Below are 20,764 nucleotides of genomic sequence, written 5' to 3'. Positions count from 1 at the left end.
AAGCCAGCTTAAAGGATAATATTATTATGGTTTTACATGTTAAGTGACATTGTAGCTGTCTCCGCATGCATCATGTCTGGATACAGTATTCAATCTTTGAGGACATCAATACAAGGACAACATCAAGGAAAGAGCGGCGATCCTTCCATTATTATTGAGCAAATTTTGGGATTACTCATTCAGGCATTGTTGATAGTGGTGTGGGCAGCACCGTCATTTCTTTTGTATCAATCGTATGTTGCCCTTGTCGTCATTTTTATTCATATCTTTTACGCGTATTTGAGATTAGATAGAATCCCAAAAATGCTCAATACGTTTGTCCAGTCAATGCAGTTTTTTCCTATATATGGCATACAGGTAGTACAATTAATTCTTTCATATTTTTTGACCGTTGAAGTGACTCTGGGAGCCAAGGTGAGTGATGATGCATCACAATCAAGCTTTGATTCACCATCTACAGCCAAAAGGTGGCGACGACCAGACCCAAAAGACGCAAAAAATCAGGATACTAAAGGGAACGCAACACCCAATTTCGGACCTCCTAAAGGGGGGAGGGAAGAGTCTGCATTATATTTGTTTACTCTGTCTTTGATGAAGTTGTGTCCTGATATTATATTTTATTTATTGTTGTCTATTTCAATATATGAGCTAGCGGTGACGGGGGTGTCGTTTGTTTCTGTGGTTATGCTGTGCTCATTGCTTTTGTCGGAAGTCGTATATAAGGGCTGGTATCATCCAGAAGATGGAGGGAAGTTACAAAACTCTTTCTTATGGCTTCAGCAGGGATCGATGATGATTCATCAGCTATCATGTGGCGTTTTGGCCAGAATAATCTTGTTGCTGGCATCGCCACTGAAAGTGTCACCAGCATTGCGATCACTTATCAAGGCTGTCTTTCGACACAAAACGATTCAGCGCGTATGGCTGCAGGTTTTTTATGCTATAACATACCCTTATAAAGTGGTGGCCAATTCTTTTATTGTGAAGTGGTTAAACAAGTTTTCCCTGTATAGATTTCTAGTACAAGTGCTTCAGGGTCCCTTTATGATATGGTCTTCAACCAAAGAAGGTATCACCTTCTATAGAGACCTTTTTGCGGACTTAAGTCATCGCCATGACCAAAGGCTTGATGGCAGCACTACTGGTGAGATAACCATTCATAAGCTTTCTAAGGTGATGCGTTTTTCTAACTTCTTACAGTTAACAGACAAGTTTTTTGTAAGCGAACCGGATGCTAGGATTTTAGAAAAACAGGGTGATGCTCACCTTTTTCAAGAGAACTTTGAAGCGCTAGTTGAAGTCCTTCTTACGTGGGATATTGGTAGACATGATATTTATGCAGTAAATGATAACCGGGAAATGGGTGTGTCTCCTTGTGTTCTTAAACAATATTTGTTTGTTGGCTTTATCAGACAGCAGGTAGGGCAGTCAGAGGTGCCGGTTATTAATTTAGCAAAAGCGCTCATCAGACGAGGGTATAGTGTGCTCACGCTAATTGAAGGAGGGGTTTCACCGCATTGGTTGGCTGATGCTGGAGTATCTGATTTTGAATTGATTACAGCCATTAAGGCGGTGAAGGAAAAAGGAATATTACGTGCTAACGAGGCGTGTAGGGTGGGGATTTCTGAGAGTGTTTTTAAAGCCGTTTGGCCTAGCGAAGATTATTCTGAGAGCAGATTAAGGGCGGAGATGCTAGGGGGCATACAGGACACGAGTGTCATTTTAGGCCAGCTGTCATTTCTATATAAGCATTTAGCAGATACGATTCATACGGATGGTCAGAAAGCAAAAAAGCTACTGTGTCGTTTTGGTGAGATATTTGATGCATGCGGTGTGGCCTACTTAGGAGGCCTACAATCTATGCTGGCAGAAACTTTTGAAGACACGATGAAAGATTCTGGGCTTAGTGATGATGACATATTGCAAGGAGATGTTGACCTTGCTTTAGGCCAGAGGAAGAGAGATATATTCTTGAATGATTACTACCCGCATCTTTCTGGCGTGACGGATCAGGGTAGGGGCAAAGTAGATCTTGTTCCAAAAGGTGTCAGCATCAAGAGTCCGTCTGAAATGTTTTCTCTGTGTTTTTTGAAGTGCTCAGCGTTCACGCATACAGGATCAGAAGAAGACCAGCATCGATATAACCATAGCGTTTCTCTTTTTTGTCAAGAGTTTCGGTCAATAGATTTTCAGGTAGCAGATTCAGATATTGGAAGTTCAATTAGTGCAGGTTTTGAGTCCGATCTTTACGCCTTTTTTTCACCGGTTAAGCTGTTCGAGAGGGAAAGAAATAATATTAACCAATATCTTCAAAAGCTAGAAGAAGCAGACAGTCGAGATAAAGAAATTATGTTGAAGATTTGGTATAGAATTTTGAGCAGTCATATCAAAAATATGAGTGCTATTGATGTTATAGAAATCATGATTTTGCTTGAGGAGAGTGGCGTGGCTCGCCAGATTGATGACTGGGGTAGCTTTGCTTCAAATGCATTGATGCGTATCATACCGGGCTATGAAGACACTATTAGAGTATTTGAAGACACAGAAAGCGGGATTGATCAGAGATTGCGTGCCCTCAAATGGTTGCTTCTGGTTAATCGTGAGCGCTTAGCCGCGTGTATGATTGTAGAATATTTAGATGAAGAATTACTATTAGAATTTGAAACAATATGGGCGAGTATGTTACATACGTTGGGATATGAGCTTACTGGAACGGAATCTCAGGCAATTCAAAAGCAAAAGCATATGCTGTATGTCCTTGCAATGGCAAAGTATGGTTACTTAGTGCCAAAGACAGGTATTATTGAAGCTTCAGCAACGAGTAGTGTTAACGATGCGAGGGCTTATTTTAAGCAATTTGCGATAGAAGTTTGTGGCCTATGGAAAGTGCTGTTACATGTCCAAAATCTTCTGGGCATTTTATTGAGCGTCCCTGCTGCCCTAAGAAGATCTCAGTGGGCTGCACCGGAGGGCACTTATGTTGTGCCATTATGGCGTCGTGTTGTGTTTTATGCTGTTGTCCTTCTCTCTGGCTTGAGTGTGTTTTTGCTGGGGAAAAGCATTGTTACGATTCACATGATGCGTTTGCTGACTATCATACAGTCGTATAAACACCTGCTGGTTTGGCCGCATATTTTGTCATTTTGGATGATGCTTGCTGCATTGCAGGAATTAATTCGTGATATTAAAGGCTTCGGTTATTCTGTAGGCTGGTATGTCTCTATGGCGGCAATCATAGGCATGTTGGCATATCCCATTTATTGTGCATCTTCTATGTTGTCGATTTCAGCAGCACTGGTCTATGGGCAGGAGATTGCAGTCGCCATTGTATTTTGCCTTGCTGTAGACTGGATATTGGTACAAGACATGTGTTTTATCGCCTCAAAACTTTTACAACTCGCTGTGGCAGTGGTTGCTTGTGTGATTCAATTGCCCATGACTTTGGCGCGCTTTCTTATGGGTATTGTGAGTTGTGGCAAGGAATCTGAGTTGCTGCAATTTCCTGCAGTGTTAAAAGACTTTTTGTTGGCATTATTCACCGATGTTAGTGCCCAGGTGGCACCATTCATATCAGACTTACGCTCAATAGTATCGACGCTCTTGTGGCTTGCTAAGGCAAAGTGTATTCAACTGATGAAATCGTCCTATACGTTATTGGTGTGTTTTAAAGGCACCGCTAGTACAGGTATCAAGGGAGAGATGAGTCCGCCCCCTCAAACAGGCCCCGCCACTCAGAAGACTGTAGGCATGATCAAGTTTTGGGGGTATAAAAGTATTACCACATAATTTCAGGTAAGTGATTGGATTTGAGTAAGGTGTTTGTTGTAGAGAATGGCTTGGAACCAAAAAAGCCTCGATAGGCAGAAAGTGGTGATGGGTGTGCTGATGTTACAATAGCATGATGTGCATCTATGAGGGCCTGTTTTTTTTGCGCATGATTTCCCCAGAGGATAAAAACCACAAAGGGTTGATTGTGGCTTACTGCTTGTATGACTCGGTTGGTGAAATGGTGCCAGCCAATATTGCTGTGTGATGCAGGTTTTTTTTGTTGAACAGTTAAGCTTGTATTGAGTAGTAATACCCCTTGTCGGGTCCAGCTCTCAAGGTTCCCATGCAGTTTTTTAATGCCTAGGTCTGCTTCTAGCTCTTTAAATATGTTCTTTAGGGATGGTGGGGGCTTAATGTTTTCGGGGACTGAAAATGATAAGCCACAAGCCTCATTAGGGTTGTGATATGGGTCTTGACCTAGAATCACAACCTTGACGTCCTTGAGTGGAGTTTGATTGAGTGCATTAAATATCAGATCCTCAGGGGGGTAAATAATCTTGTTTTGTCTATCTTGGTCTAAATCGTATTGTAGTTTTTTATAATATGGCTTTTTCTGTTCTTCAGATAAAATTTGGTCCCAAGTCATGTGATCTATCTCTATAATCCCGTAGGTAAGCATATCTGAATGGATGCAGTATGTCATTATTTATTGTTTTTTCGAATAACCATAGACATTGAGAGGTGAATATTGTAGATTCTAATCATGGCGCCTGTAGCTCAGCTGGATAGAGCACCTGGCTTCGAACCAGGTGGCCGGGGGTTCGAATCCCTCCAGGCGCGTTATTCTTCAAAGTATTGCATTTTATTGGGTGCATCTATCCATGAGTCAGAGTCATCAAGAGGTTCTTTTTGGTAATCTAGAATAGGCCAGTGTTGAGCGTATTTGGCATTGTGCTCAATCATATGTCTCTGGTCGTTTGGTAGATTGTCTTCTTCAAAGATGGCATCAATGGGGCATTGTGATACGCATAAGTTGCAATCAATACACTCATCTGGGTTGATAACGAGCATATTCGGACCTTCATGAAAGCAATCTACAGGACAGGCTTCAACGCAGTCAGTCAATTTACATTTAATACATTTTTCAGTCACAACAAAAGTCATGCATGATCGTCCTTTATGATTGCAGAAAGGATATCATTGTCTCTCTGAATCTACAAGTTTAGCGCTTAGAAGAAGGTGTTGAAATTTCTTGCTCTGAGTCATCATGCGAATCACGATCACTGGTTAGGTTTGGTTCAGGTATTAGTTTTTGCTGTTCCTCAATCTCTTTTCTTATCAAGGCCTCCTTGCTCAGCGGTGGCGCGCTTGATGGCATGTTGTTATTGTTATTATTACTCATATTGTTATCCCAGTTGTTATTCGTATGCACTTTTTAGCACGTTTTTAAGAGATGACAGATTATTTTGAGTGAGTCGCTAGCAGTGTTGATACAATGAAAAAATAGATTTTTATCACAGCCATACTAAATATATTTTAGATATTTATTTTAAGTCTTATGCAAAGGCAGCCAGTGCACCGTGGCCCACGAAATACCAAGAAGACGATCAAAGGAAGTCTTCCGGAACATGCCAAGGTTTTAATGCCAGAGCGGCCATCTTTAAGGGCTGTGGAAAATGACGCAAAAGACGCACAGATGCCGTAGGTATAAAAAGGTAAGTAGCTGAAGAGGTGTAGCTATGGCTAAAGCATGTCAGCTATTGACGCTAGGATAGCGAGGTTGTAGTATGTGTTAGAAAGAGAAGTGCTATGAATGAAATTATTGAATTGTTAAAACGAGAAATTCCCGATAGTGAGATATTATTTGATGGAGGGGGTTCCCGTGTCTCTATTGCTGTGACATCGCCATTTTTTAGTGGTATGTCAAGATTGCAGCGTCAGCGTTATGTTAAAAAGTTGCTAGAGCCTTGGATCGATTCAGGATCATTGCATGCAGTTACGTTAAAAGTCAGTAGTGGAGAAGAGATATGATTAATGAAACAATAAAGGCGATGATTGAATCACATCAGGTCGTGTTGTTTATGAAAGGCAGTGCTGATACGCCTCAATGTGGATTTTCTGCTCATGCTGTTGCGTTACTTAGAAAACATCAGGTGGCATTTCATGGGGAAAATATTCTCTTAAACCCTGAGTTGCGTCAAGGGCTTAAAGATTTTAGTGATTGGCCAACATTTCCTCAGTTATACGTTCAAGGTGAATTCATGGGTGGTGTGGATATCATGCGTGAGATGGATGAGGCTGGTGAGTTGGCTGAAGCATTAATTGTTCAAGCTTAATAATTGGTGTTTTTGGCTGGTTTGTCTCTCAATTGCATAACTTTTAGGTGCTTTTCCGATTCATACTTTTGTGAGGGTGTTTGTGGGCGTTTTTTTCTGAGCGAACTTAAAGCAAGATCTAGAGGGCTAACATAGTAATGACGAAGATTGCGTTTAAAAAAATGAAACATGGTCAGGAATCCTGCTTGACTGATTCTAGTATATCAGTATCTAGGGTCTTGTAAATGATGAAGTTGACTCGTGCACAATTAACAGAGTTAAAACATACCCAAGAGGTTGACCAGTGTTTCTTGACGAGCTTAGAGAGCCCTTTAGCGGCATTGCTATTGCAGTTTCGTGCTGGTACCTCCCTTGGTGATGACAAGATATTAGCATTGTCTGAAGCCTTAAATGATTTTCTTGTAGCGCAATTTGGTGTTCATGAAGCATACGATCAGTTACAGCAAAAGCTGCACTATTATGATGTTTGTGAATATTTTTATCAGGAAATATCAAAGCCTGCGATTCGTAAACTGAGAACAGCGCCTGAAAATATTATTGCCAATTCAGTGCATGACTATGCAAAAACACTCAATGATGAAGTAGTGTGCATCAATGGGCTGTTAAAGAAGTTTTCAAAAGCGGCGTTATCTGAATGGTGTCAGTATGTCTGGATAACGCAATCAGAGCCATTTATACACTGGCAAATTTTTAATATTCCAAAAAAGATGGTGTTTGAGCATTTGGTCACAGTAAAATCGCCAGTGCTTCGAACGGATTACACGTTTACTGGCGCGACATTAGACGCAGGGAAAATAGAGCGCCAAGTCAACTATTGTATTGATTGCCATTTTAAGGACAATGACAGCTGCTCAAAAGGTTTGATAGATCGACGTACCCAAACGTACAAAATCAATCCTTTGGGGAAAGCATTGACAGGTTGCCCTTTGGGGCAGAAGATCTCCCAGATGCATGTATTGCGAAAAAAGAAATCGATCATTGCAAGTTTGGCGATGACCATGATAGACAACCCTTTATGTATTTTAACGGGAGATAGAATCTGTAATGACTGTATGGCTGCGTGTATTTATCAAAAGTTTGATCCTGTGGATACGCCCAGTGTTGAGTCCAATACCCTTTCTATGGTGTTATCTTTACCATACGGTGCTGAAATATATTTATTGCTTGCAAGGTGGAACCCATTACAGCAAAAAGATTATATGCTAACGCATAAGTTTGGTGGTAATGCTGCTGTTATTGGTATGGGCCCTGCAGGCGCTGCCATGAGTTATTACCTTCTTAGAAAAGGGGCACAAGTTTTTGCATTTGATGGTTTGCCCATTAGGGCAGAAAAAGGAGACATATCATCTCCTATAAAAGATTTTTATCCTTGGGCAAAAGCATTTATGGAGGGCGTCCCTCTTGGGCTGGGTGGCGTGATGGACTATGGTGTCACGGCGCGATGGGACAAGCGTTTGTTAGCATTATTATGGGTTTTGTTATACCGGTTTCCCAGGTTTTCCATGCAGGGGAATACGCGTTTTGGTGGTGCATTAACCTTAACCCGATTACAGGAACTTGGGTTCTCACAGGTTGTGTTGGCAACTGGTGCGGGTCTGCCGCAAGCACACCCTGTCCAAAAACATCCAGGGATGATGTTTGCCAATGAGTTTTTAATGCATCTTCAAACCACCGGCGTGATGCATCAAACGTTACAGTGGGGAATGAGCTTGCCCATCAGGGTGGTTGGAGGTGGGCTGACGGCCATTGATGCGGCTACAGAAGCATTGGTGTATTATATCCGCTGGGTTGAGCAAGTGGCTTTTTGGTTCGACCAGGTCAATAACGACCTACTTTGCCATGGTATGGATGAATATAGAGCGGAAAAAGTGTTGGTTTGGTTAGAGCATGGCCGCAAGGTTCGTGAGTACCGGAGATTGGGTCAGCCAGAAAAAATAAAAGAATTTATTGATGCTTGTGGTGGTGTTAGCGTGTTGTACCGTCGCAGTATGCAAGAGAGCCCAGCTTATCGTACAAACCATATTGAATTAACAAAAGCACTTGAGCAAGGCGTTCACTATATCGAGCATTGCCATGTAGAACGAGCAATAACAGATAAAAGTGGGTATGTTTCAAATTTGCTGTGTCGCATTGAGGACAAAGAGTCTGCTTTGCCCGCAGCAACGGTACTGTTTGCAACAGGGTCAAAACCGAATGTGTCATATTTTTATGAGCATAGATCAGATTTACAGACTGAAGGTGGCTATTACAAAAGGTCTGGACATGCAACGGCTGAGTCAGAGGTCTTTCCCAATTATGTGACGATTTTAGGAGATTTGCATCCAGAGTATCAAGGAAGTGTTGTTGGTGCTCTTGCGTCTGCAAAAGACACACAGTCTATGGTGGCCTCTTTGGTCTCGGGTCATGAGCTCTGTGTGCAAAAAATTCATGATACGATTGGTATTCGTGCGATGGGTATCAAACAGAGCGGTGATATCATGATCATCAATATTTCCAGCGAGCGCAATCTTCCTATTGGCAGTTATCTCAAATTGGTGGTTTATACGCCAGATCAAACCCAATCCATTGTGAATGCTGTGGTGGTGACACCAACGGAGGCGTGGGTTTTGGTAGACCATGCTCAAGCGCTATTGACGGGGAGGGTTATGGGCATTCAAGGCCCTATTGGTACGCGTCTTGTGGCCAAAAAATGTTCAGACAACGTGTTGGTTGTGGCGGATAAAATGGGTATGATTTGGGCATGTGCAATAGCTTATGCTTTGACCGCTCAAGGAAAGCGTGTGGTCCTATATGCTGATACTGAGATTGATCAAAAATTAGGAGATCGTTTTTCAGTCATTAAAGTAACAGAGGCACTATTAGAAGATGTTAACTCATCTCAAGATATCTATTTTTGTGTGCAAGGGGCAATGCTACAATATTATCAAACACTAAACTTAGCAGCAAAATCTGTGAGTGCGGTTGTTGATGGGCCGATGATGTGTGGTTTGAAGGGAATATGTGGTCAGTGTATCCAATGGCAGGTTGCTGATGATGGCACGGCATTGAAAGCTGTCTATGCATGCTCTTGGCAAAACCAGCCTATCGAGTTGATTGATGTGGGGCACCTTATATCCAAGCAGGTGATTCAGGCGGATAGAGCGGCACTATACCGTAATTGGACAAAGCATAAACACCAACAAGGAGAGCAGTATTATGATGGGATTGACACGGTTGTTTAGTGGTGGATCTGATGCAATAAGGGCAGGTGAGATAGCGGAGGAATATGATCAATTTGAGTCTGAGGAAGCTGATGACCTTGAGATACAATTCTCTGATTGGTTTCTGCAGGAGTGGGGTGGGTTGTTGCAGTCCCCTGCACCTTGGGAAACAAAGGAATCTAAGGTAGCGTCATTGTTAAGATCTTATCATGAAAAGCTGTTTCAATGTTCTGAGTGTCGGTTGTTACATATGCCAGACCATCGAGCCAAATTACATCGTAGAATTCCTAGAGAGGGTAGAGGAGACAAGGCATGTAGTGGAAGCTATAGGCCTGCCGGCATAGGACCTGCGTTGCTTTATGCGGTAACGGTATCTAATGAGCCAGCAGTGCGGCTCATTAAAGAGATGTGTATGAAGCATGATTGGTGTGTCTTGCCCAGTGAGTGGGTTAGGATTGCTCAAAGAAGTTTGAAGTACCAAAATGATGGCATTAAATGTTTGTTTGATTGGCTATGGTTCCATAAAATGGTTGTGTTATACAGAGATATGGAGCAGTCATATGAGCGGGCATTGGCCACTGAGTGGTTATTATATAAGGCGTATCTTATGTTCATGAAGCGTCTTGTGAAGCTTGCCAGGAGTCCGCGTTACAATAGAACTATTGACGTATCATCTCAGTTGCGTAATGGTGCAAATCATTCAGCCATTCTGGAAGGGTTAATGCCACTGGTAAGTCAGGGAAAAGAGGTTGAGAAATTTCGTTATTTGATCGTTGAGGATAATGATCGACTGCCTGATGAGGGTGGGGGTATGAGGAGTTTTGATATGCTCACAGCAATAGGAACGGGTCAGTCAGGAGAAAACTTCCGTCGAGATTTGGTTTTAAAGTATGGTGTTTTGTGGCGCCCGGCACGTTATTATGATTTTAAAAGTTTAAAACTGTGCATGAGGGATTTATTGAGATATGTGTTATGGAAGTACCGACGGAAGTTTGAGTCGCACCATATCTCTTGGTTGCAAAAAGTGGCCCAGCAAGATGAGCTCAAGGAGGTTCTGGCCTTGGAAGCCAATAATCTTGTGTGCTCAATTATGCAGGAACCTTTAGAGTTTTATGAAAAAAAGTTTTTAAGGTTGGCGTTGCATAATGCATTGCCGGCGGTGAAAGAGGCTAATGTTGGCCGTTATGAATTGTTGTTTTTGAAAATCAAAATGAAATATTTGTGCTGCTATCCCAAAAAACCTAAAACTGGGGTAGAAGAGCAGCTGATGCCAGGCGGCAGTGTTATAGACAGTTTACGATTTTGACATCATTAGTATTTTCGTGGTACTATAAGGTAATCCTGTTAGGGGGCGAATTTGGTTTCGACGTTTATAGCGAAGCTGATTGTGCATGTCGAGTCATACTGATATTCTCGTAAAAAAATTCAGTAACTTAAAATAAATGCAAACAAATCAAAAGCATTTAGTAAGCAAGCAGCACTAGCTGCTTAATTACCTTCTATTAAAAGGGTGCCTATCCCTTTTTATTTAGGAGTCATATTTAGGTAGGACCGGTTGTCAGGGTTTCTCATCTTGGTAACTTAACACTTAGAGATCGCTCAAGTAGTGTGTGGCTACTGATGTTACTTGGGTTAAAGAAACAGTAGTTCTAAACATGTAGAGCTTGAAGTGGAGTATGGGCGGACGCGGGTTCGACTCCCGCCGCCTCCAAATGATGATAGAGTTTAATAAAGAAATGCTTCGGCATTTGGTGTGTCCCTTGACTGGGGGAGCCTTACAGTTTTTAGAGCCATCAGGTGAGCTATACTGCCAGTTATCACAGATGGCTTATCCAATTCGAGATGGTGTGCCGGTCCTTAGGTATGACCAAGCAAGAGAGTGCTTGATAGAGGAGAAGTAATGTCTGTTTTCCAAAAAATCATTGATGGTGAGATACCAGTAGAGTTTTTGCACGAGGATGAATCTTGTGTGGCTTTTTATGATCAAAACCCCCAGGCACCAATTCATGTATTGGTTGTGCCAAGGAAGCCACTTAAAATGTTAGAGGATGCTGATTTGGAAGATGAGGCGTTGCTAGGGCGCCTGATGCTGGTTGCGAATAAGGTCGCAAAACAATTAAGCTTGGAGACTGGTTATCGTGTTGTGATTAACAATGGCCCTGATGCTTGCCAGAGTGTCTATCACTTACATGTACATTTGCTTGGAGGAAGAGGTTTTAGCTGGCCTCCTGGTTAATTGTCATAGATCCAGTCAGAAGATTGCTTTTGTTTCATTAGTAGAATGACTTTCTTAATGATTGAAGCAATGGGTACAGAGAGAACAATACCTGCGCCTCCGAATAGCCCACCACCAACGAGAATAGAAAACAGTAGCAGGGGAAGGTTTAATCCCAGTTTGTTGCCAATAAAGAATGGAGACAGTATAAAGCCCTCGATGATTTGTAGCGTTGAGAATAGTAGGATGACTTGTACAATATGCCAAGCATTTAATCCATAAGTTGCAATGGTGATTGTGCTTGTGAGGACAAGAGCAATCAGCGGCCCTACTGCGGGAATAATATAGAGCAAGCCGGTGATAATGCCTAAAGTAATGGCATAAGGAATGCTTAGAACTAGGAATCCTATAGAGTAGAGAATACATAAGAAAATTATGATGCTCCCATAGCCGGCGATCCAAGCAGACATTGTTTGGTGTACAATAGTTAGAAACTCTGCGGTATCTTTACGAATTATTGGTGGGACGACGGATAGAAGTGCATCAATGATGTAGTCACCATGCTGAAGTGCGAAGAAGAAAAATAGTGGTAAGAATAGAAAGCTTGTGAAGAATAGCACCACATCAATAAATCGACGTATTGTTGAGCTAACAATGGAGGGTATGCTTTGTAGTGCATTAATGTCTTTGTTGGAAAGCGTTTGCTTTACAATTGAGGGAAGGTCACTGCCGCTTATTTGAATGTCATAAGGCTCTAATAGTGTATTAATATGATTATAGGTAGTTTCAATGCTAGAAGGCAGCTGTTTGATAATCCAAGTCAGGTCAGATGCTAAGATAGGTAGTCCTTGTAGTAACACAAAACAGATGATTGCAAACAGTGTTAATGAAATAATGAGTGCAGAACTACGGTTAGATAAGCCGGAGTTTTTGAGTAAGTTCTGGATGGGTTGGGTCAAATAAATGAATACTGTTGCACCAATGACAGGAATTAGGTGGCCTTTTAAGGCATAGAGAACGGTGCCGAGGGTGGCAATACAAGCTAAGCTAAACCAAAGTATGGTGAATAACTTGTTTTGAGTTTTCATTCATTTCTCCTAAAGTCTTTCAATGATCTAAGCTGCTCCCTTTGAATGTCTTTCTCCTTTAGGCTTTGTTTTTTGTCATAATTTTTCTTACCTTTGGCAAGTGCGATTTCCAGTTTTAATTTGCCTGATTTTAGATACAAACGCAGTGGCACGATGGACATTCCTTTTTGAGCAGTAGCTCCAGTTAGTTTACTAAGTTCTCTACGGTTAAGCAAAAGCTTTCTGGGCCGCTCTGGTGATGCTGTTTCACTGGTGCACGTTTTTAAGGGTGTTATATGTGCGCTGATTAGGTACGCTTCACTATTTTTAATGCTGATGTAGCTATTGGCCAGATTGATCTGTCCTTGTCGGATGGCGACAACTTCCCAACCTTGCAGCACCAGTCCTGCTTCATAGCGGGTTTCAAGAGCGTAAAGAAAGGAGGCTTTTCGATTTGTGGCAAAGGTTTTTATGGATTTTTTCATGTTGACTTAGCTAACTTAAATGACGTATGTTACACTAATTAGGTGTTTAATGGCAAGAACAAAGGATTTATGAAAAAGTTATCAAAGCAGGTTTATTCTAAACACACTGTGGAATTGCTATATGAGGCAGTGAATGATACAGAAGCCTACAGATTATTTATTCCTTTTTGCACAAAGAGCGAGGTATTGCAGGAAGGCAGTGAGAAGAAGCTGTGCCGCCTAACGTTTTCTCAAGGATTTATTTCAAGGGATTTGATCACAGTTAACACCCTCTGGCCAAACCATCGTATTGACATTGTTTTAAAGAAAGGGGATTTTTCTCATTTATATGGTCAGTGGTTATTTCAGGAAAGTGAAGAAGGATCTTTGGTTTCACTAGATATTGAGTATGCTTTTAATGATATGTTTGTGGCCTACACTTTTGGTAAAATATTTGATTTTGTTGCGGGTGATATGGTAAATATATTTTGTCGGAGGGCTGATGAGTTGTCAGTACGTTGAAGTGGCGTGGTATGATGGTCATACAGGGTGTATTTGTGGTTTACAGGTAGGTCTGGTAACAGTTGCTGAGGCTCTAAGGATATTAGAGCTTGAGTTTATTGAATCTTATGTGGGGGTTAATGGCAAGTTGGTTGCTGGCGACTATCTCCTGAATGAAGGTGATAGAATAGCGCTGTATCCACCGCTACTCGTTGACCCTAAAGAGAAGAGGAGGCGCTTGCTTGAAAGAAGATCAAACAATAAATGACATTTGGAGTATATTGCTTGAGGCAGCGAATAGCCGTTCTCATGCCTATCATGTATTGAGTTTGGCATATCAATCACAGCAGGTTGAATGCTGCTCAGTTGTTCTCCAGGGTATTGAGAGTGCTACTGTACGTTTTCATGCCCATCATGGCTCGCCAAAAATTGCGGCAATAATAAAGAATCCTCGAGTATCTTTATTGGGTTACGATAGGTTGGAAAAAGAGCAGATACGAATAAAAGGTACTGTTGTGATGCACCATGGTGATGAAGAAGCAAAAAGAATTTGGCACACGATGAAAGACTCCAGTAAATTGTGCTACCAATATCCAGCACCTGGTATAGATAGGGATGGTGAGCCTTTATCCCAGGAGCGGCTAAGAGAGAATTTGAAGGCGGATCCTTTGGTTGGTTTGGATGCATTTGTGGTGTGTTATGTGCAGATAGATATGATAGATCTTTTAAGGCTTCAATATAAAGGGCATCAGCGCTTTCAATACATCAATCAAGGAGGCTGGTTGGTGAAAGAGGTTCAGGCATAATGCAGGCTATTCATGAGCGATATTTGGATAGTAGAGATGCAGTCATTGAAGGTTGTCGTGTTAACATCTTGCAGTTGCTCGGAAAAGAAATGGATGCTGAAACAGGGCCTGAGGATGTTTTGAAGTTTTATGATGATTCTAAAGGTTGGTTGGCAGGGCAGGAGCTTTCTGATTGGCGTCAGGTATTTTTCCAATCTCTTGGGTTGAAATTTTTGCCGGCTGCAATACGCTATATTGGCGCGTTTGAGTATGTATTGAGGCTTAGCTTATATCCTACCTGGGGTGAGGTGATGAGGCACGCAAAGGGTTTGGTCGATACTGTTGTTGGTCATTTCAATATGCTACAGAAGCAAGAGGCTCGATTGGTGATGTACTCATTTTTTTTAAAAGAGCCTGATGATGCCAGAGGTCGTAAAAATTTTAAGAAAAATCAAGCTAACTTTGAGTTGGCTCATCGACACTATATTTCAGCAATTAAAGGGCTGGTAGAGTACTATTATCAAAGAATTCTGGACTCTGTGTCAGGCGGAAGATTCGTGGATTGGTTATGTTGTTGCTGTCATTCACCTTCTGACGATGAACAAAAGATCCATGCTTTAAAGCAGGCGCATCTCGACAGAATAAATCGTGTTGATCTTATCGATGTCTCAAACAAATTATATACAGAATTGCATTTGCATCAGTGTGATTATCGTGAGATGAAACCGATTCAACCAAGAAATTATAGATCCTTTCATGATGAAGTGCCGGTCGTTGCTCAATTACCAGAAGAAGCGGTGGCGAGTAGCCGTCCTGTTTTGATGCCAACCATTGTGGAGGCGTTAGTGCAGGAGGCAGAAATGAATGCGCCTGCGGGTATTGTGATGGAAACGGATTTTTGCATTAATGGCGTTGAGGATGACAGGCAAGCCTTATTAAGTGGCGGGATTTAATATGTATCCTTTGGGCTTGTATTGGAAGGTTGTATTTGCTACAATTATTTCGAATAGATTTATTTTAAGCTGTTGTAATATCTAAATAAAGTGAGGGACCTATGAAGAAGTTGTTGATGATGTTTTTAAGTATTTTTAGTTGTTTTTCAATAGCATTATCAGACAAAATAGCCATCGTAGCGAATGGTGATATTATCACTGAAACAGAGTTAAAAGACGCTGTTGATAATTATGCGATTGTATTTGGAGATTCCGCGTATACTGCTGATCCAGCATTTCAGAAACATGTTTCTCGTTTAATGGCACTGAATGTGCTTTTAAAGGATTTTGCTCGGAGAAATAATATTGAATTAACAGCCGAAGAAGAGTTAAGCAGTATAAAGCATATGGTGGCTCAAAAAAATAAATCGCTTGATGAGTGGCCAGAGGTTGCAGCAGAGTTGGGCGTTGATGCTGACTGGCTTAAGTCATATGTATTGGTGACTGCGCTTCAACAGAAGATAGCCAGTATTGTGGTCATGCCAAACATTTCAGTGAGCGAGGATGAAATTGCACATGCCAAGTCCCAATATATGTTAGATAATACGATATATAAATTGAAGTCTTGGACTGTGGGTTTTGATGAAGCGGTTGATGAGCAGTCAGTATTGGCACTCAAGCATCAGTGGGCAGAAACAGGCAAGGATCCCGAGGTGGGGCAAGTTCATGACATTCCTTGGCGCAAGGCAGGAGAGCTTCCTGAGATTTTCTTAAAGGCGATTGAAGATGTGGCTCCTGGGAACTTGGTGGGTCCTATTCAATCAGAGTATGGTATTCACTTGATTTGGTTTGAAGGTCAAACAGACCCTGAGATGCCAGCTGAGCAAAGCATTCAAGGGCCTATTGTACATCAAAAATATCAAATTGAGTTAGAAAAGTGGTTTGAGCAGCTTGAAGCACATTCTGTGGTTATTTATAAATAGTCTGGCATGTTTAGAACAAGAAAAAAATTTGGGCAACATTTTCTGAATAGTGAGCAGGTATTAACTGCTATATGTCATGCCATACTTGATGAACGTCCTAAGCGCTGCATTGAAATTGGGCCAGGACAAGGGGCATTGACGCGATATTTATTAGAGACCGATATGCAAATCCATGCTGTTGAGATTGATCAGCGCTTGGTGCCCACATTAGATAAGTTAGTCAAGAAACATTCAAATTTTTCTTATATACTGCAAGATGTTATGATGTGTGACTTCTCAGAGCTGGATATCCAGGCACCTTTAAGCGTCGTTGGCAATTTGCCATATGAGATTTCAACGCCTTTATTGTTTAAACTGATTGAGTGGCGTGAAAATATTGTTAGTATGGTATTTTTGCTGCAGAAGGAGGTTGTTGATAGGATTGTTGCCCCCGTAGGTAGCCGTGGCTATGGTAGAATATCGGTGATGTTGCAGTATTATTTTGAGGTTGAAGGTTTGCAGGTGGTTCCCCCAGAAGCCTTTTCGCCACCGCCAAAGGTAATGTCTCAGGTTGTTCGGTTGAAGCCTAAACAGCGACAGTGGGTCTCTCATAAAAGTTTATCAGAGTTTGTGAAGTTCTTGTTTGCTCAGCAAAGAAAAATGCTTAGGCAGCGCTTTAAGCCTTATCTTGAGGAAAAAGATTGGCAGGATTTGGGTTTGGAGTCAAGTATTCGTCCAGCAGAGATTGATATTGACAGTATATTGAAAATGTTGGCATTATTGCAGAAGAAAGGGTTTTTCTTAGCCGATAGTGAATAAACAGATATTGTACTGTTTCTTTAGGCAGATTATAATAAGGAAGTTATACCGGAAACAATTGTATGTCAGGGAAGATTCTAGTCGTTGATTATCAAAGTCCTTCAGCAGGAAAAGATTTGGTTCAATCGTTAACACATACAGGCTTTGCTATTTTAAAATCAGTACCAGTGGAACAGGTATTGATTGATGAGGTTTACACCCATTGGAAAGCATTTTTTCATTCCAATCAGAAGTTTCACTATCCCTTTAATCCAACAACAATGGATGGTTTTGCTTCAACGGCGGTGTCTGAAGTGGCTAAAGGTTATGACAAGAAAGATCTAAAAGAATTTTTTCATTATCTTGAGGCTGGTAGATGTCCCGATGGCTTGAGAGGTATAACCTCAAAGTTTGTACAGCAATTAAACCCAATTGCACAACAGTTATTACAATGGATTGAAAATGGATTGCCAGCAGATATTCTGAATGGCCTATCAGAACCCTTAACAGGGATGATCACTGGCTCTAATAATTCCAAATTGCGTTTGATCCATTATCCACCGTTGACAGGTGACGAGCCTGAAGGCGCATTGCGAGCAGCGGCACATGAAGATATTAACTTAATTACATTACTGCCTGCAGCAACAGCTGAAGGACTCCAGGTGCTGAGTGCAGAGTGTGCTTGGTTAGATGTTGGGTCAGACCCAGGCTCTATCATTATTAATGCTGGTGATATGCTGGCTGAATGTACCAATGGTTTTATTAAATCCACAACGCACCGCGTGGTCAATCCAGTGGGTGCTGCGGCGAGGGAAGGACGAATGTCAATGCCTTTCTTTGTCCACCCACGTTCAGAGGTGAGGCTATCCTCCCGTCACACGGCACAGTCGTACCGTGAAGAACGTTATAATGAAAATGGCTTGGTAACAAACAAGATGACGGTTTCCTAGGCTAATGAGCGTTTGCTAGCAGGGGGCTTGCATGATTTTAGTATCTCGAAATAAAAGTTCTTCAACCGTTCTTTTTCTAAAAGGATCTTCATGGTACTGTCATACATTCTTTGCAAGATATAGCTAAAACTGGAGGGTTTAGTGAAAAAAAAACAGTTGACCCCGACCCAGTCATGGGAATTTTTAATAACATTACTTGAAAAAGGGAGTGATCTCGTTAGAGATTGCGTGCTGCAATTAGAAGCAGTATCGGATGATTTAGTGATGCCCACGTTTCAAAAAAAAGACAAGGAGATAGTGATTCATTTTTTAAATTTATTGGAATATAGAAATAAAATGGATTTGGAGCATTTAGATGATTTTCGTAAATTGTGCATAACGACTTTAGAGGCGTCATCAACGTTTGTCCCAAAGGTTGATGAGTTAAGTGATTTAAAGGCCTCAGTTTTGAAAGGAAGCTTTAGCGATTTGGTTGTTTTGTGTGACAAGGTGGCTATCGGGGGAATGTTTGCTCAGGAAGTTCATCGTGTTATCGATTTCATTGTTTATAAATTTTCTAGAACTTTAGGAAAAAATACAACCTATAAAGAGAAAGTTTTAAAATATATTTTAGAAAAAAGAGCGTGGGTGGCGCTTACGTCTCGGCCGTATGCGCAATCAGCATTATTTGCTGAGGGGTTAATCACAAGAAGTGAGCTCTCTCGTTTCATGCTTAGAAAATAACAGTGTACAATTGCTAACATATGTATGTTAGACTGGAATAACTCAAAAGGAAGTTAGCGCCGTGTCAGATGTTTTTTCTTTACCTCCAGGAAAGCGGCTTTTATCTCTTGTGATACCGATTGCATTGGGTTTTATGATGCTAATGCTGATTGATTTTGCCGATGTGATCATTGCAGGCCTTATTTCAGAAGAAGACTTTGCGGTTTTAGGTTATTGCTATCCTCTTATTTATTTAATGATAGCTATAGGCTTTGGCTTTAATCAAGGCGTGACTATTGTTGGTTCTGCCACTTATCAGAAGGAAGGTGCTATAGGGTTAAATCGATTGATTGTTCAGGCATGTATGGTTGCTTTGGTCGTGTCGTTATGTTTATGTACTTTGGTCATCATTGGGTTGCACCAAGTTTGGGTTAGTGATGAGATCCTGGCATATTATTCGATTCTTGAACCGTATTTACTATGGGTCTTGGGAGCACTTTTGCCAACGTTCTTTTTGTTGGTTTTTTGCGCCGTTTGTCAGATTTTAGGTAAGCCGAATATTATTCGAAATGCTCTGGCCCTGATGTTAGTCACCACAATGATTACACATCCATGTATGGCTTTAAACACAGGATATGTGATGTTTTCCTGGCCATTTAAGGTCACGCTACCCATTGGGTTGAATCTTGGGTTGGTAGGTATTGCCATATCAAAGATTATCGTCTCATGTATGGGATTAATATATGTCATTTTTAAGGTTGTTCAGTGGCAGGACATATCAGCACAAGTATTTAAAGTACGTTTACCAATAATGAGTTCGTTCTTAAGGCATGCATTACCAGCATCAGGAATACAGCTTTTAGTTCCCGCTTATTTTTTAGTCTTGATGCAGGTTGTGGCCAACTTCGGTTTGGAGGCCATTTCTGGTTTTTCACTAGGATATCGAATCGTGATGGTGGTTGTTGTTCCAATACTGGGAGTTTTTGTGGCGCTCATGGTTGTCCTGACGCATGATTTGGCTCTCAAGCAGTTTGATAAAGTCAAATATATGCTAAAACTATGTTTGCAGTGGGGAAGTGTTGTAGTTGGTATAACCATGGTTCTTGCATATGTACTGGCAGAGTTTTTGTTGCCTGAGTCAAATATGGAAGCTATTAAAGTTATCGCATTACAATATATGCTACTGGCTATTTATATCACGGTGCTTGAGTATATGATAGGTGTTTGTACGGTAGCGTTTCAATCTATTCAAAAGCCATTGCTTGCCTTTTTTGTCCAATCCAGTAGAACACTTATTTTCCCTTTACCAATCTTGTGGTTTGTGAGTCAGAACGCTTTATCTTTACTAGAGCTTTGGTATGGCTTGGCATTGTCATTTAGTCTTGCGGCACTGCTGACAGCGTTACTTACCCAAAAGTACTTCTGGCGCGCTAGTATGTTCCAAGATTAATTAAGACAAAATAGTAACAACGGTATTGAATTCTAAGATACGGTTGTCCACACTAGGGTAGATATTGTATTGAGGCTATGTATGGGAATTAAAATAGCAATCATTGGTAAATACCATGTGGGAAAAAGTTTTTTAGCAAAGCATTTTGTGTTACTTGGACTAAAGCGTTTGTCGTTGGTCTCGTGTATTAGAGAGCATACGGTATTAAGTCAGAATCATCAGGTGTGGCAAAGTTGTTTGGATGGCAATTACCATCATATCATTGAGCCAATTCCAATGTTTCATTCGCAATATTGTAACCAAGCGTTGGTTAATAGAGTCAAAGAGCAGTCGTTGGATAGTGGCGTTATTGTTGAGTTCCCAAGTTTTTTTGATGTTTGCCAGGTTATAAAAGACATATGCTTTGATTGTGTTATTGCCGTAGATTGCAGTGACGGGGTTCATATAGGGTATATTGATACGCTCGAAATATCAGACACATCCAAGAAGGCATTACTAAATAGTGGTGAAGAACAGGAGTACTATCGGTCACAGGCTACTGATATTTTTCATAATACGATATCTGAAGATCATGTTCATTGGGTGGCTAAACAAATATTACAAACGTATCTTTTGGCAAGTCAGGTCTATTAAC

The 20,764-nt window shown here is 41.2% G+C and carries 23 protein-coding genes, 1 tRNA gene and 1 other RNA gene; 19 read left to right on the top strand and 6 right to left on the bottom strand.

Going from position 1 to position 20,764, the window contains the following annotated elements; all coding sequences use genetic code 11:
- The first annotated feature begins 36 nt into the window (after positions 1–36).
- On the top strand, positions 37–3,786 hold the full coding sequence (locus tag MKS91_RS02145; protein WP_258569196.1) for a hypothetical protein: 3,750 nt from the start codon (positions 37–39) through the stop codon (positions 3,784–3,786).
- Here MKS91_RS02145 and ung read toward each other — a convergent pair.
- Positions 3,776–4,414, bottom strand: a complete 639-nt coding sequence (gene ung, locus MKS91_RS02140) for a uracil-DNA glycosylase (RefSeq protein WP_258569195.1) — start codon at positions 4,412–4,414, stop codon at positions 3,776–3,778. The two genes, MKS91_RS02145 and ung, sit on opposite strands and share 11 nt — an antisense overlap.
- A gap of 120 nt (positions 4,415–4,534) precedes the next feature.
- Between ung and MKS91_RS02135 the strand changes: the two genes are divergently transcribed.
- Positions 4,535–4,608, top strand: a tRNA-Arg gene (locus MKS91_RS02135).
- Here MKS91_RS02135 and fdxA read toward each other — a convergent pair.
- Both fdxA and MKS91_RS02125 read right to left on the bottom strand, forming a co-directional pair.
- Positions 4,609–4,932, bottom strand: a complete 324-nt coding sequence (gene fdxA, locus MKS91_RS02130) for a ferredoxin FdxA (protein WP_258569194.1) — start codon at positions 4,930–4,932, stop codon at positions 4,609–4,611. It lies immediately after the preceding tRNA gene.
- Positions 4,933–4,990: 58 nt separating this feature from the next.
- Positions 4,991–5,170, bottom strand: a complete 180-nt coding sequence (locus MKS91_RS02125; protein ID WP_258569193.1) for a hypothetical protein — start codon at positions 5,168–5,170, stop codon at positions 4,991–4,993.
- Positions 5,171–5,577: 407 nt separating this feature from the next.
- Between MKS91_RS02125 and MKS91_RS02120 the strand changes: the two genes are divergently transcribed.
- Both MKS91_RS02120 and grxD read left to right on the top strand, forming a co-directional pair.
- A complete protein-coding gene (locus MKS91_RS02120) occupies positions 5,578–5,799 on the top strand; it encodes a BolA/IbaG family iron-sulfur metabolism protein (RefSeq protein ID WP_258569192.1) in 222 nt (73 codons plus the stop codon).
- Positions 5,796–6,104, top strand: coding sequence for a Grx4 family monothiol glutaredoxin (grxD, locus tag MKS91_RS02115; protein ID WP_258569191.1), 309 nt, complete (start codon positions 5,796–5,798; stop codon positions 6,102–6,104). The genes MKS91_RS02120 and grxD overlap by 4 nt, the downstream gene beginning before the upstream one ends.
- On the opposite strand, the gene MKS91_RS05365 is transcribed toward grxD, so the two are convergent.
- Entirely contained in the window at positions 6,101–6,274 is a 174-nt protein-coding gene (locus tag MKS91_RS05365; protein WP_425248421.1) for a CBU_0585 family protein, read from the bottom strand. The genes grxD and MKS91_RS05365 overlap by 4 nt on opposite strands.
- A 54-nt stretch (positions 6,275–6,328) precedes the next feature.
- On the opposite strand from MKS91_RS05365, the gene MKS91_RS02110 reads away from it, so the two are divergent.
- From MKS91_RS02110 to MKS91_RS02090, 5 genes are all read left to right on the top strand, one after another.
- Complete coding sequence (locus MKS91_RS02110; RefSeq protein ID WP_258569190.1) at positions 6,329–9,325, top strand: FAD-dependent oxidoreductase; 2,997 nt, start codon at positions 6,329–6,331, stop codon at positions 9,323–9,325.
- Positions 9,300–10,610: a hypothetical protein gene (locus MKS91_RS02105; protein ID WP_258569189.1), complete on the top strand. Its 1,311-nt coding sequence runs from the start codon at positions 9,300–9,302 to the stop codon at positions 10,608–10,610. The genes MKS91_RS02110 and MKS91_RS02105 overlap by 26 nt, the downstream gene beginning before the upstream one ends.
- 41 nt (positions 10,611–10,651) lie before the next feature.
- Positions 10,652–11,016, top strand: a transfer-messenger RNA (tmRNA) gene (gene ssrA / locus MKS91_RS02100).
- Positions 11,017–11,205 carry a Trm112 family protein gene (locus tag MKS91_RS02095; RefSeq protein WP_258569188.1) on the top strand — a complete coding sequence of 63 codons (189 nt, stop codon included), beginning with the start codon at positions 11,017–11,019 and terminating at the stop codon, positions 11,203–11,205.
- Positions 11,205–11,540, top strand: coding sequence for a histidine triad nucleotide-binding protein (locus MKS91_RS02090; protein ID WP_258569187.1), 336 nt, complete (start codon positions 11,205–11,207; stop codon positions 11,538–11,540). Before MKS91_RS02095 ends, MKS91_RS02090 begins: the two co-directional genes overlap by 1 nt.
- Here MKS91_RS02090 and MKS91_RS02085 read toward each other — a convergent pair.
- Positions 11,537–12,607, bottom strand: coding sequence for an AI-2E family transporter (locus MKS91_RS02085; protein WP_258569186.1), 1,071 nt, complete (start codon positions 12,605–12,607; stop codon positions 11,537–11,539). The genes MKS91_RS02090 and MKS91_RS02085 overlap by 4 nt on opposite strands.
- The gene (gene smpB, locus MKS91_RS02080; RefSeq protein WP_258569185.1) at positions 12,604–13,071 is read right to left on the bottom strand and encodes an SsrA-binding protein SmpB; all 468 of its coding nucleotides are present in this window, start codon (positions 13,069–13,071) and stop codon (positions 12,604–12,606) included. Before smpB ends, MKS91_RS02085 begins: the two co-directional genes overlap by 4 nt.
- 69 nt (positions 13,072–13,140) lie before the next feature.
- Here smpB and MKS91_RS02075 point away from each other — a divergent pair, with 69 nt between their 5' ends.
- From MKS91_RS02075 to MKS91_RS02030, 10 genes are all read left to right on the top strand, one after another.
- Positions 13,141–13,572: a type II toxin-antitoxin system RatA family toxin gene (locus MKS91_RS02075; RefSeq protein ID WP_258569184.1), complete on the top strand. Its 432-nt coding sequence runs from the start codon at positions 13,141–13,143 to the stop codon at positions 13,570–13,572.
- Positions 13,553–13,819, top strand: coding sequence for an RnfH family protein (locus MKS91_RS02070; protein ID WP_258569183.1), 267 nt, complete (start codon positions 13,553–13,555; stop codon positions 13,817–13,819). Before MKS91_RS02075 ends, MKS91_RS02070 begins: the two co-directional genes overlap by 20 nt.
- Positions 13,794–14,357: a pyridoxamine 5'-phosphate oxidase family protein gene (locus MKS91_RS02065; protein WP_258569182.1), complete on the top strand. Its 564-nt coding sequence runs from the start codon at positions 13,794–13,796 to the stop codon at positions 14,355–14,357. Before MKS91_RS02070 ends, MKS91_RS02065 begins: the two co-directional genes overlap by 26 nt.
- Positions 14,357–15,289, top strand: a complete 933-nt coding sequence (locus MKS91_RS02060) for a hypothetical protein (RefSeq protein ID WP_258569181.1) — start codon at positions 14,357–14,359, stop codon at positions 15,287–15,289. Before MKS91_RS02065 ends, MKS91_RS02060 begins: the two co-directional genes overlap by 1 nt.
- A 101-nt stretch (positions 15,290–15,390) precedes the next feature.
- A complete protein-coding gene (locus MKS91_RS02055; RefSeq protein ID WP_258569180.1) occupies positions 15,391–16,251 on the top strand; it encodes a peptidylprolyl isomerase in 861 nt (286 codons plus the stop codon).
- Positions 16,252–16,257: 6 nt separating this feature from the next.
- Complete coding sequence (gene rsmA, locus MKS91_RS02050) at positions 16,258–17,049, top strand: 16S rRNA (adenine(1518)-N(6)/adenine(1519)-N(6))-dimethyltransferase RsmA (protein WP_258569179.1); 792 nt, start codon at positions 16,258–16,260, stop codon at positions 17,047–17,049.
- A 62-nt stretch (positions 17,050–17,111) separates the two neighbouring features.
- Positions 17,112–17,978, top strand: coding sequence for a 2OG-Fe(II) oxygenase family protein (locus MKS91_RS02045; RefSeq protein ID WP_258569178.1), 867 nt, complete (start codon positions 17,112–17,114; stop codon positions 17,976–17,978).
- Between the two features lie 141 nt (positions 17,979–18,119).
- Positions 18,120–18,701, top strand: a complete 582-nt coding sequence (locus MKS91_RS02040) for a hypothetical protein (RefSeq protein WP_258569177.1) — start codon at positions 18,120–18,122, stop codon at positions 18,699–18,701.
- 61 nt (positions 18,702–18,762) lie between these two features.
- Positions 18,763–20,130 (top strand): MATE family efflux transporter, encoded by a 1,368-nt coding sequence (locus MKS91_RS02035; protein ID WP_258569176.1) that lies wholly within the window; start codon positions 18,763–18,765, stop codon positions 20,128–20,130.
- 81 nt (positions 20,131–20,211) lie between these two features.
- Positions 20,212–20,763 (top strand): hypothetical protein, encoded by a 552-nt coding sequence (locus MKS91_RS02030; RefSeq protein WP_258569175.1) that lies wholly within the window; start codon positions 20,212–20,214, stop codon positions 20,761–20,763.
- Position 20,764 lies beyond the last annotated feature (1 nt).

It is taken from the genome of Candidatus Synchoanobacter obligatus (assembly GCF_024259865.1).
In the GTDB taxonomy this organism is placed as follows: Bacteria; Pseudomonadota; Gammaproteobacteria; order Comchoanobacterales; family Comchoanobacteraceae; genus Synchoanobacter; species Synchoanobacter obligatus.
Note: the sequence above shows the minus strand (reverse complement) of the source record. Positions and strands in the feature narration are given on the sequence as shown.

What these genes read in the sequence shown, in the direction of transcription:
- MKS91_RS02120 (WP_258569192.1), top strand. Translation starts at nt 5,578, where the DNA reads ATGAATGAAATTATTGAATTGTTAAAACGAGAAATTCCCGATAGTGAG.
- smpB (WP_258569185.1), bottom strand. Translation starts at nt 13,071, where the DNA reads ATGAAAAAATCCATAAAAACCTTTGCCACAAATCGAAAAGCCTCCTTT.
- MKS91_RS02030 (WP_258569175.1), top strand. Translation starts at nt 20,212, where the DNA reads ATGGGAATTAAAATAGCAATCATTGGTAAATACCATGTGGGAAAAAGT.
- MKS91_RS02075 (WP_258569184.1), top strand. Translation starts at nt 13,141, where the DNA reads ATGAAAAAGTTATCAAAGCAGGTTTATTCTAAACACACTGTGGAATTG.
- MKS91_RS02090 (WP_258569187.1), top strand. Translation starts at nt 11,205, where the DNA reads ATGTCTGTTTTCCAAAAAATCATTGATGGTGAGATACCAGTAGAGTTT.
- MKS91_RS02110 (WP_258569190.1), top strand. Translation starts at nt 6,329, where the DNA reads ATGATGAAGTTGACTCGTGCACAATTAACAGAGTTAAAACATACCCAA.
- MKS91_RS02105 (WP_258569189.1), top strand. Translation starts at nt 9,300, where the DNA reads ATGATGGGATTGACACGGTTGTTTAGTGGTGGATCTGATGCAATAAGG.
- MKS91_RS02045 (WP_258569178.1), top strand. Translation starts at nt 17,112, where the DNA reads ATGTCAGGGAAGATTCTAGTCGTTGATTATCAAAGTCCTTCAGCAGGA.
- MKS91_RS02145 (WP_258569196.1), top strand. Translation starts at nt 37, where the DNA reads ATGTTAAGTGACATTGTAGCTGTCTCCGCATGCATCATGTCTGGATAC.
- rsmA (WP_258569179.1), top strand. Translation starts at nt 16,258, where the DNA reads ATGTTTAGAACAAGAAAAAAATTTGGGCAACATTTTCTGAATAGTGAG.
- MKS91_RS02085 (WP_258569186.1), bottom strand. Translation starts at nt 12,607, where the DNA reads ATGAAAACTCAAAACAAGTTATTCACCATACTTTGGTTTAGCTTAGCT.
- grxD (WP_258569191.1), top strand. Translation starts at nt 5,796, where the DNA reads ATGATTAATGAAACAATAAAGGCGATGATTGAATCACATCAGGTCGTG.
- MKS91_RS05365 (WP_425248421.1), bottom strand. Translation starts at nt 6,274, where the DNA reads ATGTTTCATTTTTTTAAACGCAATCTTCGTCATTACTATGTTAGCCCT.
- MKS91_RS02060 (WP_258569181.1), top strand. Translation starts at nt 14,357, where the DNA reads ATGCAGGCTATTCATGAGCGATATTTGGATAGTAGAGATGCAGTCATT.
- MKS91_RS02055 (WP_258569180.1), top strand. Translation starts at nt 15,391, where the DNA reads ATGAAGAAGTTGTTGATGATGTTTTTAAGTATTTTTAGTTGTTTTTCA.
- MKS91_RS02125 (WP_258569193.1), bottom strand. Translation starts at nt 5,170, where the DNA reads ATGAGTAATAATAACAATAACAACATGCCATCAAGCGCGCCACCGCTG.
- fdxA (WP_258569194.1), bottom strand. Translation starts at nt 4,932, where the DNA reads ATGACTTTTGTTGTGACTGAAAAATGTATTAAATGTAAATTGACTGAC.
- MKS91_RS02095 (WP_258569188.1), top strand. Translation starts at nt 11,017, where the DNA reads ATGATGATAGAGTTTAATAAAGAAATGCTTCGGCATTTGGTGTGTCCC.
- MKS91_RS02070 (WP_258569183.1), top strand. Translation starts at nt 13,553, where the DNA reads ATGAGTTGTCAGTACGTTGAAGTGGCGTGGTATGATGGTCATACAGGG.
- ung (WP_258569195.1), bottom strand. Translation starts at nt 4,414, where the DNA reads ATGACTTGGGACCAAATTTTATCTGAAGAACAGAAAAAGCCATATTAT.